The sequence below is a fragment of the Candidatus Pelagibacter sp. RS40 genome (assembly GCF_002101295.1).
GTDB lineage: Bacteria > Pseudomonadota > Alphaproteobacteria > Pelagibacterales > Pelagibacteraceae > Pelagibacter.
The window spans coordinates 12,428-32,070 of the sequence record NZ_CP020778.1 but is presented as its reverse complement, the minus strand read 5'-3'; the positions used below and the strand labels follow the sequence as shown (position 1 = coordinate 32,070).

The window sequence follows — 19,643 nt, the reverse complement described above, 5'->3', positions numbered from 1 at the left end:
AATGTTAGATAAAATAAAAAAAAATTATTATTTACTTATAATCACATTTTTGTTTATATATTTTCTCTTTAACTTGTTAGATGGGAACAGGGGATTAATATCAAATTTAGAAAAACAAGAAATATATAAAGAACTAAAATTAAAAGAGAGTAATTTAAGACTCAAAATTAGTGATTTAGAGCAAAAAAATTCCTTATTAACTGATAATTTAGATTTAGATTTTATAGAAATTTTAATTAGAGAAAAATTTTTATTTGGAAAACCTGGTGAAACTACCTATATAATTAAAATTGATGGAAAATAAAATTAGACCTAGACATCCTGAAAAAGTAAATAAACCAGCAAATCCAATAAAAAAGAAACCTCATTGGATAAGATCTAAACTTTTGAACAGTAAGGAATTTTTCTTAACTAAGACAGTAGTAAATAAAGATAATTTAATCACTGTTTGTCAGGAGGCAAATTGTCCAAATATTACAGAATGTTGGAGCAAAAGACATGCAACACTAATGATTATGGGTGATACATGTACTAGAGCTTGTGCCTTCTGTGATGTAAAAACAGGTAAGCCTGAAAAACTTGATAAATATGAACCTATTAAAATTGCTAATGCAGTAAAAAAATTAAATTTAAAACACGTAGTTATTACCTCAGTTGATAGAGATGATCTCCCTGATGGTGGATCAAATCATTTCCACGATGTTATAATTGCAACTAGAAATAAAAATCCAAATACCACAATCGAAGTTTTAACTCCTGATTTTTTAAGAAAAGGGGAGGCATACAAAAAAGTTTTAGAAGCTAACCCTGATGTTTTCAATCACAATATAGAAACAGTTCCAAGTATGTACTTAAAAGTAAGACCAGGAGCTAGATATTTTGGATCTTTAGAGCTTTTAAAAAATTCAAAAAAATTTAACAAAAAAGTTTTTACTAAGTCAGGATTAATGGTTGGTTTTGGAGAAACAAAAGATGAAATCATTCAAGTAATGGATGATCTAAGATCGGCAGAAGTAGATTTTTTAACAATTGGACAATACCTACAACCGTCTGTAAAACATTTCCCATTGAATAGATATTATCATCCAGATGAATTTGATGAGTTAGGAAGAATTGCTAAATCAAAAGGATTTCTTCTAGTGACATCATCACCATTAACGAGATCATCTTACCACGCTGATGATGATTTTGATAAACTGAAAAAAAATAGAAATATTATCAACTAATGCCAAAAGCATCTGTAACACGTTTAATTGAACGTGATAAAGCTAAGCTAATTAATTTTGTCTTAGATATTGAAAAATATCCAGAATTTATTCCATTCTGCATTGACTCGAAAGTTTATGAAAAAAAAGAAGATAATAATGTTGTAAATATTATTGCTGATTTGACAATTGGAAAAAAACCTTTTGTAGATACATACAAAAGCGATGTTAAGTACATAAAGAACCAGGATCATATTCATGTAACAAATATAGATGGACCATTGAACTATTTAGAAAATAATTGGAAATTTGTTCAAAAAGACAATTTTACTGAGGTTATATTTGATGTGGATTTTGAAATAAAAAATAAGTTTTTAAATATTATTATGACTAAGTCATTTGAATTTGGGTTAAATAAGATTGCTGATGCTTTTCAAAAAAGAGCAGAAACAATATAAAACATATTTTTTTTATAATTTTTAAAATTTAAAAGTATCAATTAAATTAAAGAATCAACTAAGTATAAGGCTCTTTTTACTGTTGCTTTTTGAATATCTTTTCTTTTTTTTTGTTTAAAAATATTTTTTGTTATAATCAATTTATTTGATTTTTTAACACCTATATAAACTAGCCCTACCGGTTTAGACTTTGTGCCTCCTTTTGGTCCTGCTATTCCAGTTATTGATACATTTACATCAGCTTTAGAGATCTTAGATAAATTTTTGACCATAGCTTCACAACACTCTGAACTAACAGCGCCGTATTTTTTAATTATCTTTTCATTTACCTTTAAAATATTGATTTTTGCATCATTGGAATAGGTGATTAGGCCAAGATTAAATATTTTAGAAGCTCCACTAATTGAGGTAATCGCTACGGCTAGCATGCCACCAGTACATGATTCAGCAAAAGATATTTTGAACTTTTTCTTTTGGAGTTTATTAACTAGATCTTTCATAATTAAATTAGGCTTTTTAAAATCATAAAGCATATCAATGATAAAACAACATAAAGACCAGCACAAACATCGTCCATTACAACACCAAAACTATTTTTGTGTTTTCTGTCAAAATAACTAACCGGAAATGGTTTTAATATATCAAAAAACCTAAATAGTATAAAACACACAGTATAAATGATAAGTGCCTGATCCATTGTTTTTTCTGTACCATGAGATATTTCATAAAGATATATTGGAATTGCCTGACCAATAAATTCATCAATAATTATTTCTCTTGGATCTTTATTTTCATTATTTTCAGTGTAATTTTTAATTGCTATAAACGAATACACAAAAGTAATAACTAAAATAATTAAAATTATATTTGAAGAAATATTTAGAATATGAAAGCAGACAAATAAAAATATTACAGTTGCTAGTGATCCAAACGTGCCAGGAAGAAAACCAATTCTTCCTAGAGAAAACATTGTAACAAAAATAGAATTAAATTTTTTAATCATAATTAGAAACTGAAACCACAACCTCACATGCAATAGCTTTTTCTTTACCTATAATTCCTAATTTTTCAACCGTTTTACCTTTGAGATTTATTTTGTATTTTTTGATTTGTAGTAATTTTGATAAAGATTTTATTATTTTGCCTCTATTCTTTGCAACACTTGGCTTTTCACAAATTAAGTTAATATCAATATTATTTAAATTATAGTTCTCTTTTTTTAAAGTTTCTAAAATTGGCTTAAGCATTTTAGTTGATCTAATGTTTTTATATTTTAAGTCATTGTTCGGATATAGTGTTCCTATATCATTTTTTTTCATACATCCTAATAGCGCATCTATAATTGAGTGAATAATAACATCTCCATCAGAATGTCCTTTTAAACCTGAATGATAAGGAATGTGTATACCACCCAAATATAGTTTTTTACCTTTTACCAATCTATGAATATCAAATCCAATTCCATAAAAAGTTTTTAATTTAATTTTTCCTAAATCCTTAGTAGTGGTGATTTTAATGTTATCTTTTTCTCCTTTAATAAATTTGATTTTTAAATTGTTTTTTATAAATAATGTTGCTTCATCTGATATGTATTTTTTATTATTATTTGATAATTTGTAGAGTGTTTTAAAATCAAAACACTGAGGGGTTTGGGTTAATATTAAGTTTTCTCTTTTCAGATTAAATATATTTGCTCCCTCTCTATATTTTACAGAATGATCAGTATTAGTATAAGGAACTACTGCTTTATTATTATTTAATTCTCTATTTAATCTTTTTAATAATTTAATTGAAAAATTTGGTCTAGCAGCATCGTGAATATATACATTTTTAAATTTCTTATTTTTAATATATTCAAGCGCTCTCTTTGATGACTCAAACCGCTCCAAACCACCTTTTATTACTTTTACAATTTTATCTTTTGGTTTTTTTATTTTTGAATTTGTTACTACAATTACTTCTTTGAATATCTTTGATTTTATTGCCTTTTCTATAGAGTGATAAATTAACGGTTTTCCATTTAAAATATGAAATTGTTTAAGGGTATTAGATTTAAATCTCTTACCTTTACCCGCCGCAAGTAGTATAAAACAGTCGCTCATGTTAATATTTTATAAGTAGTAATATACCTTTAAATTATGTTTGCTTTGTTAAAAAGAAATTTGTTTATAATAATAATTTTTATTTTTACACTATCATTAGGTTTCTTAACTTTTTTAACATTTATAGGCAAAAGTTTTATTAATCTGAATGAAAATAATCTTCAAATCTTATTAATATTTAACTTTATACTATTGATAATTTTTTTTGTTTTAATTTTTTTAGATATCAAAAATTCAATTAAAAATAACATAAATGTAAAAGGCGCAATAGCAAATAAAAAGTATATCATTTCATTTGGATTATTTACATTAATTCCATCATTATTAATTTCTATATTTTCTTTATTTATTTTTTCATTTGCTTTAGATAAATATTTTGACACAAAAATTACATCTGCAGTAAATAATTCATATGAAATAGCAAAAAATTATGTTGAAGAAAAAAGAAATAAAATTGAATCTGAAATAATTTTAATTGCTTTCGACTTAAATAAATACTCAAATTTGATAGATGAAAATCCTCAAAGATTTCAATCTTTATTAAATACCCAAAGAGTTATAAGAGATATTGACCAACTACATTTAATAAATGGAAACGGAGATTTAATTATTTCTGCAGCCAACTCTCCCTATAAAAAAATTGAAGACAGAGCTATAAAAATGGTTTTAAATGATGACAGGCCATTAAAAATAATAAATACATTTGAGAATAAATCTGCAGCAGTAATTAGATTGACTAATTATAATGATACATTTTTATATGTAGTAAAATTAATCGATAAAAATATATCTCAATATTTAATACAGTCTGAAGAAGCTGTAAATTTTTATTATACAGTTGAAAATCAAAGTTTAGGTATAAGAATTTCTTTTGCTCTAATATATATAGCCTTAGTTACATTATTATTATTTTTATCGATTACAATAGCTATTAGATTTTCATCTAGATTCTTTATATCAATTAATAATTTAATTTCAGCATCAGAAAAAATTGGTAAGGGAAATTTAGACACTAAAGTACCAGAGTTAAAAGCTGATAAAGAGATGGAGCTTTTAAATAAAAATTTTAATTTAATGATAGACAGACTAAAAAGCCAACAAGAAAAATTACTTACTTCTGAAAGACATGAAGCATGGGAAAATGTTGCAAGAAAACTTGCTCACGAAATTAAGAATCCACTAACTCCTATACAGTTGACAGTTGATAATATTAAGTCAAAGTACTTAAAAAATATTGAATTAGATAATCAAGATAAATTTAAAAACAATCTTCAAACAATACAAAAACAAATTCAACAAATTGAAAAATTAGTAAATGAATTTTCAGATTTTGCAAGAATGCCAAAGCCCTTATTAAAAAAAAATAATTTAAATAGAGTTATTAATGAAAATATAAACCTGATTAATAAAATAGACTCAAATATTAAAATCAAACTAATTAATCATTTGTCAAAAGACGTAAACATTAATTTTGATTTAGAACAATTTAATAGATTATTTTTTAATTTGATTAAAAATTCCTTGGAAAGTATTCAAGAGAAGACCGAAAAAGACAGTAAAATTGACAAAAATATAGATATAGAAATAAGGCAAAGAAGAGACTATATAATTGTCAATGTTATTGACAGTGGGACCGGTTTTAAAAACAAAAAAACTAAAGAGTTAATAAAACCATATTTTACAACTAAAAAAAAAGGAACAGGTTTAGGACTTTCAATTGTAGATAAAATTATAAGTGATCACAATGGATCAATACAATTTTTAAATCATAAAAATGGTGCAAAAGTACAAATTATATTACCAAATAAATAATTAGATGTCGGTTGAAATTTTAATAATTGACGATAATTCAGATATAAGACTTATATTAGACGAGCTAATAAAAGATGCTGGATATAAAACTAGGTTAGCTGCAAATTTTAATCAAGCTTTATTAGAAATAGATAAAAAACTTCCAGATGTTGCAATAATTGATGTTAAGTTAGACAAAGGAGATAACGACGGTATTCAACTTTTAGACCATATTAAACAAAAAAATAATGATATACCTGTGATTATGATCTCCGGCCATGCAAATATTGAGATGGCAATTAACTCTTTAAAATCTGGAGCTTTTGAATTTATACAAAAACCTTTTGACAAGGATAGATTGTTAAATTTCGTAAATAGAGCGGTTGAAAATTTTAATCTCAAAAAAGAAAATAAAAATTTAAATAACAAATTATTTCATTCTTTTGATCTTATTGGCAAAAGTAACAATATTCTGTCTATTAAAGATCAAATTGAAAAACTTTCGCAATCCGAAAGTAGAGTATTTATAAATGGCCCAACAGGCTCAGGAAAAGAATTAGTCGCAAGGAAAATATATAAAAAATCAAAAAGAAACAAGGGTCCTTTTGTAATTATAAATGGAGCCTTGCTGGATACAAAAAAATATGAATTGGAACTTTTTGGTGAAGAAAAAAAAGATGGTTCTATTTTGTATGGTGCATTTGAAAAAGCATCTGGAGGTGTATTGCTAATTGATGAAGTAACAGAAATTCCTTTAGAAACGCAATCTAAGATTTTAAGAGTAATCATTGATCAAAAATTTAAAAGATTAAATGGTAATCATGACATTAAAGTGGATGTAAGAATTTTTTGCTCAACTAGCAAAGATATATTAACTGAAATTAAAAATGGAAATTTTAGAGAAGATCTTTTTCACAGATTAAACGTTTTTAATATCAAAATTGATCCATTAACTAGGAGAATTGAGGATATTCCATTACTTATTGATTATTTTATAGTAAATATATGCAATACGTATAGATACAAAAAATTTTCAATAAAAGATAACAATTATCTTCTTAATTATGATTGGCCTGGCAATGTAAGAGAATTAAGAAATTTAATTGAACGTATAGCAATACTTTCACCTGGAGATAATCAGGACAAGATAATAAATATTATAAAAGAGTCACTATCTAGATCTTTAGATGAAAACTTTTCTGTAACAGATACTCTTTCAGTGCCACTTAGAGAAGCAAGAGAGACGTTTGAAAAAGAATACTTAATTTCACAAATAAAAAAATTTGGTGGCAATATATCAAAAACTGCCAAATTTGTAGGTATGGAGAGATCAGCCTTACATAGAAAGCTGAAAATTTTAGGTGTAAAGGATCTTAATTAAATGAATATTATCATATGTGGAGCCGGCAGAGTCGGTTCTACAATAGCGAAATTATTAACTGAACAAAATCACTCAATTACAGTAATTGATCAATCTGGTGACGATATACAGAAAATAAATGATAGCCTTGATGTTAAAGCTATAGTTGGAAAAGCAACTTCCCCGTCAGTTTTAGAAAGAGCTAATACTAGCGATGCTGATATGATTATTGCAGTCACTAGAAATGATGAGATCAATATGTTAATCTGCCAAATAGCATATTCAATTTTTAAAGTCCCAAAAAAAATTGCAAGGATCCGGTCTCAAGAATATTTAGATCCAAAATTTTCTTCATTATTCAATAGGGAAAATTTGCCTATCGATTATGTTATTTCACCAGAGTTAGAAATAGCAAAATCTATACAAAGAAAACTAGAAGCTCCAGGTGCCCTAGATAATGTACCATTTGTAGAAAATAAAATTAGACTTTTAGAGATACTAATAGATGATAACTGTCCAATAAATGGCATTAAACTGAACGATCTTACAAAAAAATTTCCTAAATTAAATGCATATATTTTAGGAGTTATAAGAAAAGATGAATTTAAAATTTTAAAGAAAAACGACTCCTTAGAACACAACGACAAAGCTTATGTTATGGTAAGCTCAAATCAAATGGAGGAAACTCTAAAAGTTTTTGGCCATAACGAAAAAAAATCAAATAAAATACTTATTATTGGTGGAGGAAATATTGGTTTTAACTTAGCTAAAAATATCGAAGAAACCTTTGAGTCTGCAAGAGTAAAAATAATAGAGAAAAGCAAAGAAAGAGCAGAATTAATTGCTAATGATTTAAATGACACAATTGTTATCAATGGTAATGGACTTGATGAAGATGTATTAAATGAAGCTAATATAGATGAAGTAGAGACAGTATTAGCTTTAACCAATGATGATGAGGATAATTTAATGGTAAGCGTGCTTGTAGAAAAGTTTTCTAAAGATAAAAGAACAATGGCCTTAATAAATAAACCAAATTATTCTCTTTTACAAACATCTTTGAAAATAGATGACATGATTGACCCAAGAATGGATACAGTTTCAAGTATTCTTAAACATGTGCACAAAGGCACTATAGAAAATGCTTATACAATCTTGAATGGTGATTATGAAGTTATTGAAGCAGAAATATTAGAATCTTCTGATTTAATAAACAAAGAATTAAAAGACTCTGATCTTCCAGACGATATAAGAATTGGATCTATACTTAGAGGAGATGAGTTCATAAAACCTAGCTCAAACTATAAATTTCAAAAAAATGATATAATTGTATTACTCTCTAAAAGAGATCAATTACCCACCGTAGAAAATTTGTTCAGAATAAGCTCTATTTAAAAAATTAATGAGCAGATTTAGTTTAATATTTATTGGATCATTTACTCTTTTAATAAGTATTTTTTCTTTTTTGAATATTATTTATTCGTACTACTTAAATTTATTTTTAAATATAAATACTTACTTTAATATTTTTTTATTTACTTTAATTCTTGGTTTGTTTTTAATTTTTTTTAAACGAATTGAATTTAAAAAAATTAATCTTTATGAGAAAATATTAATAGTAATAATAGGATATTTATTTTTTCCAGTAATTATTTCATTACCTTTTTACTTCAGTATAAATAATATTTCTTATTTAAACTCCTATTTTGAAGCAATATCAGGATTTACATCTACAGGTTTTTCTATTTTTTATAATATAAAACAATTAGATCAAACCCTAATTATATGGAGAGCATCATCACAATGGATTGGAGGGTTATATTTTCTATTTTCTCTTCTTTTATTAATAGATATTTTTGATGATAATTTAAAAAAATCATTAACAAATTACATATCATTCAATTCCTCTGAAACATTAAAACAGTCTTTAAAAATAATAATAATTTATTCATCAATTACTTTTATTATTTTTATATTTTTAAAATTAATAAATTTAAGGACTTTTGATTCTTTTAATTTATCAATGACAATAATTTCTTCTGGTGGTTTTTTGCCTATGGATAATTTTGATAGTTTATTTGTGAGTGATTTGAGTAAAATTATATTATCAATTTTAATACTATCATCTTATTTTAGTTTGTTTTTTATTTATAATTTAATTTTTTTTAAAAAAAATAATTTAAACTATTTAACTGAAGATTTTTATTTAGCATTATATTTAATTATAATAATAGCAATCTTGTTCATATTTTTTAATTCTGAAAATAATTTTCTAAATATTTTAGTTTCTTTATCTAGTAGTGTTTCAAATCTAGGTATTTCTTTTGAGAATATACCATCAAATTTATCTTTTATTTTTCTAATTTTAGTTATAATTGGTGGATCTTTTTTTTCTACAAGCTCAGGTTTGAGGGTAATTAAGATATTGAGTTTACTTAAATACTCCTTAAATAATTTGCTTTCCAATACCAAACCAAATCAAATTTATTTAAATAAAGTTTCTTTGTTAAAATCAAATACAGATAAATCTGATGTAAATAAATATTTTTTGACTGTTTTGGTTTTTATTATTTCACTTTTTGCTGTCTCAAGTTTATTGACCATATCAGGTATAAAATTTGAAAATTCATTTAAGTTAGGAATTTTAACAATTATGAATACTGTAAATTCATCTATGTATGGATTAGCTGATTTTAATTTTTATAGCATAAAAATTATGTCAAAATTTACCTTAATCTTATTTATGATTATCGGTAGAATTGAATTATTGACGATATTAATTTTGATAAAAAAATTTCTTTTCAAAAATTAATTTTGTATTATACGTTCATATCTTAAGCGCCCTTAGCTCAGCTGGATAGAGCAACGGTTTTCTAAACCGTGGGTCGGAGGTTCGAATCCTTCAGGGCGCGCCATATGTTCATACTTTAAGCATTTAATTTAAAACAAGATTAGTCTTGATAATTTGATATCTCAGATAAACAAGAAATGATGGGCTTAAATTATCATTGATGAAGATCCCTGTTTCTGCTTTACTTATGATAATTCAAATTAACTTTTGAATTATTTGTTAACAAATAAATTAATAACAAGAGGAAGAAATAATGTTTAAAATAGTAAAACAATTGACTTCTTTAGTTGCTGTATTTGCAGTTCTGTTTGCTTTTACAACTGAAACTATGGCTGCTAAGAAATCTAAAACTCTTAAAAATACTCAGAAAAAAGGTTTTGTGAGATGTGGTGTTTCACAAGGTCTTCCAGGATTTTCTAATGCTGATGCTGCAGGAAACTGGACTGGTGTTGACGTTGATGTATGTAGAGCGGTGGCTGCTGCAGTACTAGGTGATGCAAGTAAAGTTAAATTTACTCCACTAAGTGCTAAAGAAAGATTTACTGCACTTACATCTGGAGAGATCGATGTGTTATCAAGAAACACAACTTGGACGTTGTCTAGAGATGCTGACATTGGTTTAACATTTGTTGGTGTAAACTTTTATGATGGTCAAGGTTTCATGGTAAGAAAAAACTCTGGAATTAATTCAGTGAATGATTTCAAAGATGGTATTTCTGCATGTACAAACATTGGTACAACTACAGAGCTTAATATGAGAGACTTCTTTAATTCTAAGGGAATTTCATACGAGCCAGTAGCTTTTGAAAAAGCTGACGAAGTTGTTGCTGCTTATGATGCTGGAAGATGTGATACTTACACTACAGATAAATCAGGTCTTGCTGCGCAAAGAACAAAAATGTCAAATCCAGATGATCACATGGTATTACCTGAAACTATATCAAAAGAGCCTTTAGGCCCAGTTGTTAGACAAGGTGATGCTGTTTGGGAAGACATCGTAAGATGGTCACTAAACACAATGATCGAAGCTGAAGAATATGGCATTACATCTGCTAACGCTGATATGATGAAAACATCTGACAATCCAGCTATTAAAAGATTAGTTGGAGCAGAAGGTGAATTAGGTGCTGCTTTTGGATTAGATAATGAGTGGAGCTTAAGAATCATTAAGCAAGTTGGTAACTACGGAGAAAGCTACGAAAGAAATATTGCTGCTCCTGGAATTTTACCAGACAGAGGTCCAAACCAATTATGGACAAAAGGTGGAATTCTTTACGTACCACCAGCAAGATAATTGCTAATTAATTAATGAAAAAGGGCTAGATTTTTCTAGCCCTTTTTTTTATAAAATCTCCGTGAAATTTAATATCAAAAAAATTGCACCACAGTTATTAACACTTCTATTTGTAATATTGGTGTTTGGCTTCTTTTCATACAATGCTCAGCTAAATATGGAAAATCGAGGTATTGATTTTGGTTATGGTTTTCTTAGTCAAGAGTCTTCATTTGATGTTCAATTTTCCTTAATTGAGTATGATGGATCACACTCATATTTTAGAGCTTATTTAGTAGGACTTTTAAACACAATTTTAGTTTCAGTAATTGGTATAATTTTTGCAACTATAATTGGTGTAATAGTTGGTATTGCAAGATTATCTTCAAATTACTTGATTAAAAACACAGCAGCCTTTTATGTAGAATTTTTTAGAAACATCCCACTCTTATTACAAATTTTCTTTTGGTACTTTGCAGCTTTAAGAGCTTTGCCATTGCCTCAAGATACTGAGAGTATCATGGGAGTATTTTATTTGACAATTAAAGGTTTGTTTATCCCAGCTTTTATTTGGGAAAATTTTAATATTTTTTTATATTCAATAATTGCCGCAGTAGTATCGATTGTAGTAATTAAAAATTACGCGAGAAGAAAACAAGAAAATGAAGGAAAGCAAATACCAGTATTTTTAATATCAATAGGCTTATTACTTATTCTACCATTGTTAAGTTTTTTAATCGGAGGTGTATCACTAAGTTTCGAAATACCTGTTCTTAAAAAATTAGCTAAAACATCATATATTTATGAAGGTGGTGTTGGAATTCCTCCAGAGTTAATTGCCCTTACTTTAGCTTTATCATTGTACACAGCAACATTTATTGCTGAGTGTGTGAGAGCTGGCATACAGGGCGTTGGCAAAGGTCAAAAAGAAGCGGCAGCGTCTATTGGTTTAAATCCTAACCAAATTTTAAAATTAGTTGTTATGCCTCAAGCTTTAAGAATAATTATACCACCAACAACCAACCAATATTTAAATTTAACAAAAAATTCTTCTTTAGCTGCTGCAATTGCATATCCAGATCTAGTCCTAGTTTTTGCTGGAACTGCACTAATGCAAACAGGTAAGGCGATAGAAATAGTCTCAATAACAATGCTTACTTATTTGTCGTTAAGTTTATCTATTTCGGTTTTAATGAATTGGTATAACAAAAAAATTGCGATCAAAGAAAAATAAATGAATAATATAAATTTTTTAAAACCAGATAAATCAAACTTAAATTTATTTTTAATATTAGGATTATCTTTAGTGTTTATTAGTATTTTTGATGTATTTTTATCATCTTTCTTTAAAATAAATGCCACTGGCTTTTTGCCTACATCTATAAGTTTTTTATTACCATTAATAATTGGTTTTATTGGATTACACTTTATTAGGATTGAGTATTCTGGGATAAGAAGATTAGATGAAATTAATAAAAACTTTAATAACAATAATTTTAATGCTGTCCTATCATTATTAATTATCTTTATAATTATTAAATCAATACCACCAGTTTTAAGCTGGACTGTTATTGATGCAAATATTTCGGGCAATTCAAAAGAGGCTTGTACAGGAGACGGTGCATGCTGGACTTATATTAAAGTTTGGTTGAGAAGATTTATATATGGATTGTATCCAAATGAAGAGCAATGGAGAATTAATTTGTCTTTTATATCTTTATTGGCTCTTGGATCAGTAGGTTACTTTGCAACAGAGAAATTTAAAAAATACTTAACTTTATATTATGTAGTTATTTATCCAATTATTGCTTTCTTATTCATATTCTTTTTTATTTCAGGTGGTCCTGTATTCTTTGATTTTTCATATGGAATTATTGCAAGCGTTGTTGCAATTATTATTGGATTTTTTGTTCCAAATAAATTCAAATTATATTATTTTTGTTTTGTACCATTAGCAGTTTATTTATCTCTAAATCTTTTCATATTACCCGAGGAATATGTTGAACTAGGTAAATTAGACGGTTTAAATTGGGTTGAAACTGGTGCATGGGGTGGTTTGGCTTTGACTTTCATAGTTTCATTTTTCTGCTTAATTTTTTGCTTTCCAGTAGGTATGGCTTTAGCCCTTGGAAGAAGATCTGAACTACCATTTATAAAATATACCTCAGTTGTGTTTATTGAATTTTGGAGAGGGGTTCCATTAATAACTGTTTTATTCATGTCATCTGTTATGTTCCCAATGTTTTTACCTGAGGATTTCTTCTTAGATAAATTGGTAAGAGTTATAATTGCTATCTCTTTGTTTGAAGCGGCCTATGTAGCTGAGGTTATAAGAGGAGGGCTGCAAGCGCTCCCTCGAGGTCAGTACGATGCAGCAAAATCTTTAGGAATGGGATATTGGAAAATGCATATATTTGTAATTTTACCTCAGGCGCTAAAATTAGTAATTCCTGGTATTGCAAATACGTTTTTAGCTTTAGTAAAAGATACACCATTAATCTTGGTGGTTGGTTTATTAGAAATTGCTGGAATGCTTCAAATGGCAAAAACAAATCCTAAGTGGCTAGGATATTCAATGGAAGGTTATGTTTTTGCAGCTGTAGTATTTTGGATAATTTGCTATGCAATGAGTAAATATAGTTATAACTTAGAAGAAAAATATAAAACAGAGAGATAATGTCAGATACAATTATTCAAATTAAAGATGTAAACAAGTGGTTTGGTGATTTTCAGGTTTTAAAAGATATTAATTTGAATGTTGAAAAAAATAAAAAGATTGTTGTTTGCGGACCATCAGGTTCTGGAAAGTCTACCTTAATTAGATGTATAAATAGATTAGAAGAGCACCAACAAGGATCAATTATTGTTGATGGAAATGAACTTACAGAGGATACTAAAAATATTGAGCAAATAAGAGCTGAGGTTGGAATGGTTTTCCAACAATTTAATTTGTTCCCACATTTATCTATATTAGATAATTGTACTCTTGCTCCTGTTTGGGTTAAAAAAATGCCAAAAAAAGATGCTGAAGATTTAGCTATGAAACACTTAGAAAAGGTTCAAATTGCCGATCAAGCACATAAATTTCCAGGTCAGTTATCAGGAGGACAACAACAAAGATGTGCAATTGCAAGAGCTTTATGTATGGAGCCAAAAATAATGCTTTTTGATGAACCTACATCGGCATTGGACCCTGAAATGATTAAAGAAGTTTTAGATGCTATGGTAAATTTAGCTAAAGCAGGGATGACAATGATAGTTGTTACACACGAAATGGGCTTTGCAAAAGAAGTTGCAGATGAAGTTATCTTTATGGATGAAGGGATGATAGTTGAAAAAGCTGCAACAAATGAATTTTTTGCTAATCCAAAGAGCGATAGAACTAAGCTATTTTTAAGTCAGATACTTTAAAAATAATCATCTATTTTGCTAAAAAGGTTCTTGACAGGATCTTAAATTTTAAAAAAAAAGATATTTTTTAAAAAATTTTCTCTTGAAATACATCTTCTAATTCTATTAACTCAACAATATATTTTAATTAAAGAGGGGTCTTTGATGGAAGATAATTTCAATAAACATTTAGGCAATAAGCTTAAGCTTAGAAGGTTAGCTCTAGGTTTAACACAAACTAAGGTTGCAAAAGCTATAAACGTTACGTTTCAACAAATTCAAAAATATGAGAAAGGCACTAATGGTGTAAGCTCAATTAGATTACTTCAATTATCTAATTATTTAAAAGTGCCTATTAATTATTTTTTTGAGGATTTTTCTGAGTATCTTTTAAATTTAGAGAAATCAAAAGAAGGTCATATGAATGTAAATTATAATTTTTTGGTAAAGGTTTACTCAGAGTTAACACAAGATCAAAAAATTAAGTTTGGTAAAAATATTCAACTTTCTCAGCCAAGCATTACAAAGGTTGGATAAAGAATTTTTTGGCTCCTCGGGCAGGACTCGAACCTGCGACCAATTGATTAACAGTCAACTGCTCTACCAACTGAGCTACCGAGGAATAACAAATTGCAACTTACTTTTTTTTTAGTTTATCACAATAGTTTTTTTTGGAGGCAACGCCCGGAATCGAACCGGGATACAAGGATTTGCAATCCTCTGCGTAACCATTCCGCCACGTTGCCAGCAAATATACAATATTTGATAGATGACCTTATATAATTGATTTTTTAGATTAGTCTATAAATTTAAATCCTAATTTCATTATTGTTTATTGAAATGATTAATTTATAAAATATTTATCTAATGAGTGCTGATAAATATATCCATACTGATGTAGAAAATAAGATTTATTCTTACTGGGAAAAAAATAAACTTTTTGAACCCAAAGAAAATACCAACAAATTTTCAATAGTTATTCCTCCACCAAATGTAACTGGAAGTTTACATATGGGTCATGCTTTAAATAATTCTATTCAGGATTTATTAGTAAGATTTCATAGAATGAATAATTTTGAAACTTTATGGCAACCAGGTACTGATCACGCAGGCATAGCAACCCAAGCTCTTGTTGAAAGAAAGTTAGAAAAAGACGGCATAAAAAAAAATGATTTAGGTAGAGATAAATTTATTAAAAAGGTTTGGGAGTGGAAAAATGAATATGGAGATATAATTATTAATCAATTAAAAAAATTAGGATGTTCATGTGATTGGTCAAGAAATGCTTTTACTATGGACGAAAATCTATCTAAATCTGTTTTAAAAGTTTTTGTAGATTTATATAAAAAAAATCTAATTTTTAAGTCAAAGAAGTTAGTTAACTGGGACACTGTATTAAAAACTGCCATTTCTGATCTTGAGGTAGATCAAAGGGAAGTAAATTCAAAACTTTATCATATTAGATATCCTATCGAAAATAGTGAAGATTTTATAACCATTGCAACAACAAGACCTGAAACCATGCTGGGTGATACTGCTATTGCAGTAAATCCTAGTGACGAAAGATATAAAAAAATTGTTGGTAAATTTGTAACAATTCCTTTTGTTGGAAGAAAAATAAAAATCATAGAAGATGAATATGCTGATCCTGAACAAGGAACAGGAGCTGTAAAAATTACTCCAGCTCATGATTTTAATGATTATGAAGTTGGAGAAAGAAATAATTTAGAAATAATAAATGTTTTTACTGAAGATGGAAAAATAAATGAAAATGCACCAAAAGAATTTATTGGATTAGATAGATTTGAAGCAAGAAAACAATTATTAAAAAAATTAAAAGAAAATAATTTTTTTGTAGAAGAAGAAAATATTAAAAATAAAGTTCCATATGGAGATAGATCTAATTCAATTATAGAACCTTATTTAACAGAACAATGGTTTGCTGATGCAAAAAAACTATCCATAAAAGCTAAAGAAATTGTAAAAAATAAATCAACAAATTTTTTTCCTGAAAATTGGTCTAAAACATATTTTCAATGGATGGACAATATTGAACCTTGGTGCGTATCAAGACAACTTTGGTGGGGTCATCAAATACCTGCTTGGTACGGTCCTGATGGAAAAGTGTTTGTAGAGTATACTGAAGAGGAAGCAATCAAAGAGGCTAAAAATTATTATAAAAAAGATGTTGAATTAAAAAGAGATGAAGATGTACTTGATACTTGGTTTTCATCAGGTCTATGGCCATTCGCAACTTTAGGCTGGCCTAATCAAACTGAATATTTAAAAAAATTTTATCCAACAACAGTTTTGGTAACTGGTTTTGATATTATTTTTTTTTGGGTGGCTAGAATGATGATGATGGGAATGGCTTTTTTAGAAAAAGAGCCATTTAAAGATATTTATGTTCATGCTTTAGTTAGAGATGAAAAAGGACAGAAAATGTCTAAGTCAAAAGGAAACGTTATTGATCCATTGGATTTAATAGAGAAATATTCAGCAGATGCACTACGATTTACATTATTATCTATGGCATCTCCAGGAAGAGACGTAAAACTCTCAGAGGATCGAGTGAAAGGGTATAGAAACTTTTTAAATAAAATATGGAATGCAAACAATTTACTCAAACAAAATGATTGCAATTTCGATGAAATAAAAAAGCCTAAAGAAGTTAAGGTAAATATAAATAAATGGATAATATCTGAATATTATTCAATTAATAATCAGATTAAGCAAAATATAAAAGATTATAGATTTGATGAAGCTGCTAGAAACGTCTATCAATTCGTTTGGCATTCTTTTTGTGATTGGTATTTAGAACTATCAAAAACAATATTATATTCAGATGATAAATCCTCTATAGAGGAAGTTAAAAAAGTTTCTGCATATATTTTTAGAGAGATATTGGTTATCCTACATCCATTTATTCCATTTGTTACAGAGGAGATTTGGCTGAATAATAAATTAGATAAAGATGGTAGTGATTATTTAATGTTCGCCAATTGGAGTGATGAAAAACCTCAAGAAAGCCACGAATATAATGACGTAAGTAATATAATTGAAATTATAACATCAATTAGATCTTTTAAAAACGAGATAGGAGTTAGCCCAGGTTCTTTAATTGATGTCTCTTTAGCTAATACAAATTTAAAAACACAAGATTTTTTTAATAAAAATGAAATTGTGCTAAAAAAGTTAGGAAGAATAACTAATATATTATTAGAAGATCAAAAAAAATCATCTGCAAGTCTAATCATCAAAGGTGAGCTTTATAAAATGTATTTTGACCAGGATGTAGATATCAAAACTATTAAAGATACATTATTAAAAAAACACTCTAAAATTAAAGAAGAAATGGGTAAAATAAATATTAGACTATCTAAAAAAAGTTTTATTGATAGAGCTCCAAAAAACATTGTTGAACAAGAAAAATCTAACTTTAACAACTTAGAAAAAGATGCTAAAAAAATACAACTAACCTTAGAAAGTTTATAATGAAAAAATTTAACAAAAAGAAATTACCAAGCAGACATACAACTTTGGGACCAGATAAAGCATTTCAGAGGTCCTTTTATTACGCTATGGATTTGACAGAAAAGGATGTTGCTAAACCATTTGTTGGTGTTGTTTCTACATGGAATGAGGCTGCACCATGTAATATTGCTCTAATGAGACAAGCTCAATCAGTTAAAAAAGGTGTTTATCAATCTGGTGGAACCCCTCGTGAATTTTGTACAATTACTGTTACAGATGGAATAGCGATGGGTCATGAGGGAATGAAATCATCTTTAGTTTCGAGGGATGTGATTGCTGACTCAACAGAATTAACAGTTAGAGGTCATTGTTATGATGCATTAGTTGGTTTAGCAGGTTGTGATAAATCATTGCCAGGTTTGATGATGTCAATGGTAAGACTTAACGTTCCAAGTGTTTTTATTTATGGCGGCTCAATATTACCAGGAAAATTTAATGGTAAAGATGTGACAGTTGTTGATGTTATAGAAGGTGTTGGGAAATATCATTCTGGAAAAATGTCTTTAAATTCTTTAAGAAAATTAGAGCTTAAAGCTTGCCCAAGTGCAGGTGCATGTGGTGGACAATTTACAGCAAATACTATGGCGTGTGTATCGGAAGCAATAGGGTTAGCTTTACCTTACTCTGCAGGAACACCAGCACCATATACAAAACGAGATAAATATGCTGTTGAAAGTGGTAAAGCTGTAATGAATTTATTAGCAAAGAATATAAGACCAAGAGATATTGTTACAAGAAAATCATTAGAAAATGCAGCAACAATTGTTGCTGCAACAGGTGGATCAACTAACGCTGCACTTCATTTGCCTGCAATAGCAAATGAAATTGGAATTAAATTTGATTTAATGGATGTTGCAAAAATTTTTAAAAAAACTCCTTATCTAGCAGATTTAAAACCGGGTGGAAAATATGTTGCAAAAGATATGTGGTTAGCTGGTGGTGTACCAATGTTATTAAAAACTTTATACGAAGGTGGTTTTATACACGGTGAGTGTTTAACCGTTACTGGCAAAACAATGAAAGAAAATTTAAAAAATATTAAATTTAATTCAAATCAAAAAGTAATGAGAAAGTATAATAACCCATTATCACCAGATGGTGGTGTAGTTGGGTTAAAAGGAAATCTAGCTCCAGAGGGAGGAATTGTAAAAATTGCAGGCTTAAAAAAATTACAATTTACCGGAAGAGCTAGATGTTTTGATAATGAAGAAGTAGCATATAAGGCAGTAAAAAATAAAAAATATAAAGAGGGTGATATAATTATAATAAGATATGAAGGGCCAAAAGGTGGTCCCGGAATGAGAGAGATGCTTCAGACTACAGGTGCAATTTATGGACAAGGAATGGGTGAGAAAGTTGCACTAATCACAGATGGAAGATTTTCTGGAGCTACTAGAGGATTTTGCATTGGTCATGTTGGCCCAGAAGCTTCAGTAGGTGGTCCAATAGCTCTTTTAAGAAATGGTGATATCATCGATATAGATGCAAAAAAAGGAACTATCAATGTAAGATTAACAAAAAAACAGTTGGCATCTAGACGTAAAAAATGGAAACCAAAAAAGATTAATTTTGGAAATGGAACGTTGTGGAAATATGCACAAACAGTTGGACCAGCTTACTTAGGAGCACCTACACATCCTGGGGGCAAAAACGAGGTTAAAGTTTACGCGGATATTTAA

Annotated in this window: 17 protein-coding genes and 3 tRNA genes; 15 read left to right on the top strand and 5 right to left on the bottom strand. The window is 28.1% G+C overall.

Annotation, left to right across the window (positions count from 1 at the left end; translation table 11 throughout):
- Position 1 precedes the first annotated feature (1 nt).
- The 3 genes from B8063_RS00175 to B8063_RS00165 are packed head-to-tail and all read left to right on the top strand — an operon-like array spanning position 2 to position 1,663.
- Positions 2 to 304 carry an FtsB family cell division protein gene (locus tag B8063_RS00175; protein WP_085068360.1) on the top strand — a complete coding sequence of 101 codons (303 nt, stop codon included), beginning with the start codon at positions 2 to 4 and terminating at the stop codon, positions 302 to 304.
- Positions 294 to 1,226 (top strand): lipoyl synthase, encoded by a 933-nt coding sequence (lipA, locus tag B8063_RS00170; protein WP_085068358.1) that lies wholly within the window; start codon positions 294 to 296, stop codon positions 1,224 to 1,226. The genes B8063_RS00175 and lipA overlap by 11 nt, the downstream gene beginning before the upstream one ends.
- On the top strand, positions 1,226 to 1,663 hold the full coding sequence (locus B8063_RS00165) for a type II toxin-antitoxin system RatA family toxin (RefSeq protein ID WP_085068356.1): 438 nt from the start codon (positions 1,226 to 1,228) through the stop codon (positions 1,661 to 1,663). The genes lipA and B8063_RS00165 overlap by 1 nt, the downstream gene beginning before the upstream one ends.
- Before the next feature lie 41 nt (positions 1,664 to 1,704).
- On the opposite strand, the gene B8063_RS00160 is transcribed toward B8063_RS00165, so the two are convergent.
- Genes B8063_RS00160 through ispF form a run of 3 tightly spaced genes read right to left on the bottom strand, consistent with a single transcriptional unit; the run spans position 1,705 to position 3,765 of the window.
- Entirely contained in the window at positions 1,705 to 2,196 is a 492-nt protein-coding gene (locus tag B8063_RS00160) for a CinA family protein (protein WP_085068354.1), read from the bottom strand.
- Positions 2,166 to 2,666 carry a phosphatidylglycerophosphatase A family protein gene (locus B8063_RS00155; protein ID WP_085068352.1) on the bottom strand — a complete coding sequence of 167 codons (501 nt, stop codon included), beginning with the start codon at positions 2,664 to 2,666 and terminating at the stop codon, positions 2,166 to 2,168. The genes B8063_RS00160 and B8063_RS00155 overlap by 31 nt, the downstream gene beginning before the upstream one ends.
- Positions 2,659 to 3,765 carry a 2-C-methyl-D-erythritol 2,4-cyclodiphosphate synthase gene (gene ispF / locus B8063_RS00150; protein WP_085068350.1) on the bottom strand — a complete coding sequence of 369 codons (1,107 nt, stop codon included), beginning with the start codon at positions 3,763 to 3,765 and terminating at the stop codon, positions 2,659 to 2,661. Before ispF ends, B8063_RS00155 begins: the two co-directional genes overlap by 8 nt.
- A gap of 36 nt (positions 3,766 to 3,801) precedes the next feature.
- Between ispF and B8063_RS00145 the strand changes: the two genes are divergently transcribed.
- The 10 genes from B8063_RS00145 to B8063_RS00100 all read left to right on the top strand — a co-directional run bounded on the left by B8063_RS00145 (position 3,802) and on the right by B8063_RS00100 (position 14,967).
- The gene (locus tag B8063_RS00145; RefSeq protein ID WP_085068348.1) at positions 3,802 to 5,577 is read left to right on the top strand and encodes a sensor histidine kinase; all 1,776 of its coding nucleotides are present in this window, start codon (positions 3,802 to 3,804) and stop codon (positions 5,575 to 5,577) included.
- Positions 5,578 to 5,581: 4 nt separating this feature from the next.
- Positions 5,582 to 6,937, top strand: a complete 1,356-nt coding sequence (locus tag B8063_RS00140; protein WP_085068346.1) for a sigma-54-dependent transcriptional regulator — start codon at positions 5,582 to 5,584, stop codon at positions 6,935 to 6,937.
- Positions 6,938 to 8,311 (top strand): Trk system potassium transporter TrkA, encoded by a 1,374-nt coding sequence (gene trkA, locus B8063_RS00135; RefSeq protein ID WP_085068344.1) that lies wholly within the window; start codon positions 6,938 to 6,940, stop codon positions 8,309 to 8,311. It begins immediately after the preceding gene.
- 7 nt (positions 8,312 to 8,318) lie between these two features.
- Positions 8,319 to 9,728 (top strand): potassium transporter Trk, encoded by a 1,410-nt coding sequence (locus B8063_RS00130; protein ID WP_085068342.1) that lies wholly within the window; start codon positions 8,319 to 8,321, stop codon positions 9,726 to 9,728.
- A gap of 26 nt (positions 9,729 to 9,754) precedes the next feature.
- Positions 9,755 to 9,831 (top strand) — tRNA-Arg (locus tag B8063_RS00125).
- A gap of 189 nt (positions 9,832 to 10,020) precedes the next feature.
- Entirely contained in the window at positions 10,021 to 11,061 is a 1,041-nt protein-coding gene (locus tag B8063_RS00120; protein ID WP_085068340.1) for an amino acid ABC transporter substrate-binding protein, read from the top strand.
- A 157-nt stretch (positions 11,062 to 11,218) separates the two neighbouring features.
- Positions 11,219 to 12,274 carry an amino acid ABC transporter permease gene (locus B8063_RS00115; RefSeq protein WP_232311394.1) on the top strand — a complete coding sequence of 352 codons (1,056 nt, stop codon included), beginning with the start codon at positions 11,219 to 11,221 and terminating at the stop codon, positions 12,272 to 12,274.
- The gene (locus tag B8063_RS00110) at positions 12,275 to 13,717 is read left to right on the top strand and encodes an amino acid ABC transporter permease (RefSeq protein WP_085068338.1); all 1,443 of its coding nucleotides are present in this window, start codon (positions 12,275 to 12,277) and stop codon (positions 13,715 to 13,717) included.
- Positions 13,717 to 14,451: an amino acid ABC transporter ATP-binding protein gene (locus B8063_RS00105; RefSeq protein ID WP_085068336.1), complete on the top strand. Its 735-nt coding sequence runs from the start codon at positions 13,717 to 13,719 to the stop codon at positions 14,449 to 14,451. The genes B8063_RS00110 and B8063_RS00105 overlap by 1 nt, the downstream gene beginning before the upstream one ends.
- Before the next feature lie 144 nt (positions 14,452 to 14,595).
- The gene (locus tag B8063_RS00100; RefSeq protein ID WP_085068334.1) at positions 14,596 to 14,967 is read left to right on the top strand and encodes a helix-turn-helix domain-containing protein; all 372 of its coding nucleotides are present in this window, start codon (positions 14,596 to 14,598) and stop codon (positions 14,965 to 14,967) included.
- 9 nt (positions 14,968 to 14,976) lie between these two features.
- On the opposite strand, the gene B8063_RS00095 is transcribed toward B8063_RS00100, so the two are convergent.
- Together B8063_RS00095 and B8063_RS00090 are read right to left on the bottom strand one after the other, a co-directional pair.
- Positions 14,977 to 15,052, bottom strand: a tRNA-Asn gene (locus tag B8063_RS00095).
- Positions 15,053 to 15,102: 50 nt separating this feature from the next.
- A tRNA-Cys gene (locus B8063_RS00090) sits at positions 15,103 to 15,176 on the bottom strand.
- A gap of 121 nt (positions 15,177 to 15,297) precedes the next feature.
- On the opposite strand from B8063_RS00090, the gene B8063_RS00085 reads away from it, so the two are divergent.
- Positions 15,298 to 17,925, top strand: a complete 2,628-nt coding sequence (locus tag B8063_RS00085) for a valine--tRNA ligase (protein ID WP_085068331.1) — start codon at positions 15,298 to 15,300, stop codon at positions 17,923 to 17,925.
- Complete coding sequence (gene ilvD / locus B8063_RS00080; protein WP_085068329.1) at positions 17,925 to 19,643, top strand: dihydroxy-acid dehydratase; 1,719 nt, start codon at positions 17,925 to 17,927, stop codon at positions 19,641 to 19,643. Before B8063_RS00085 ends, ilvD begins: the two co-directional genes overlap by 1 nt.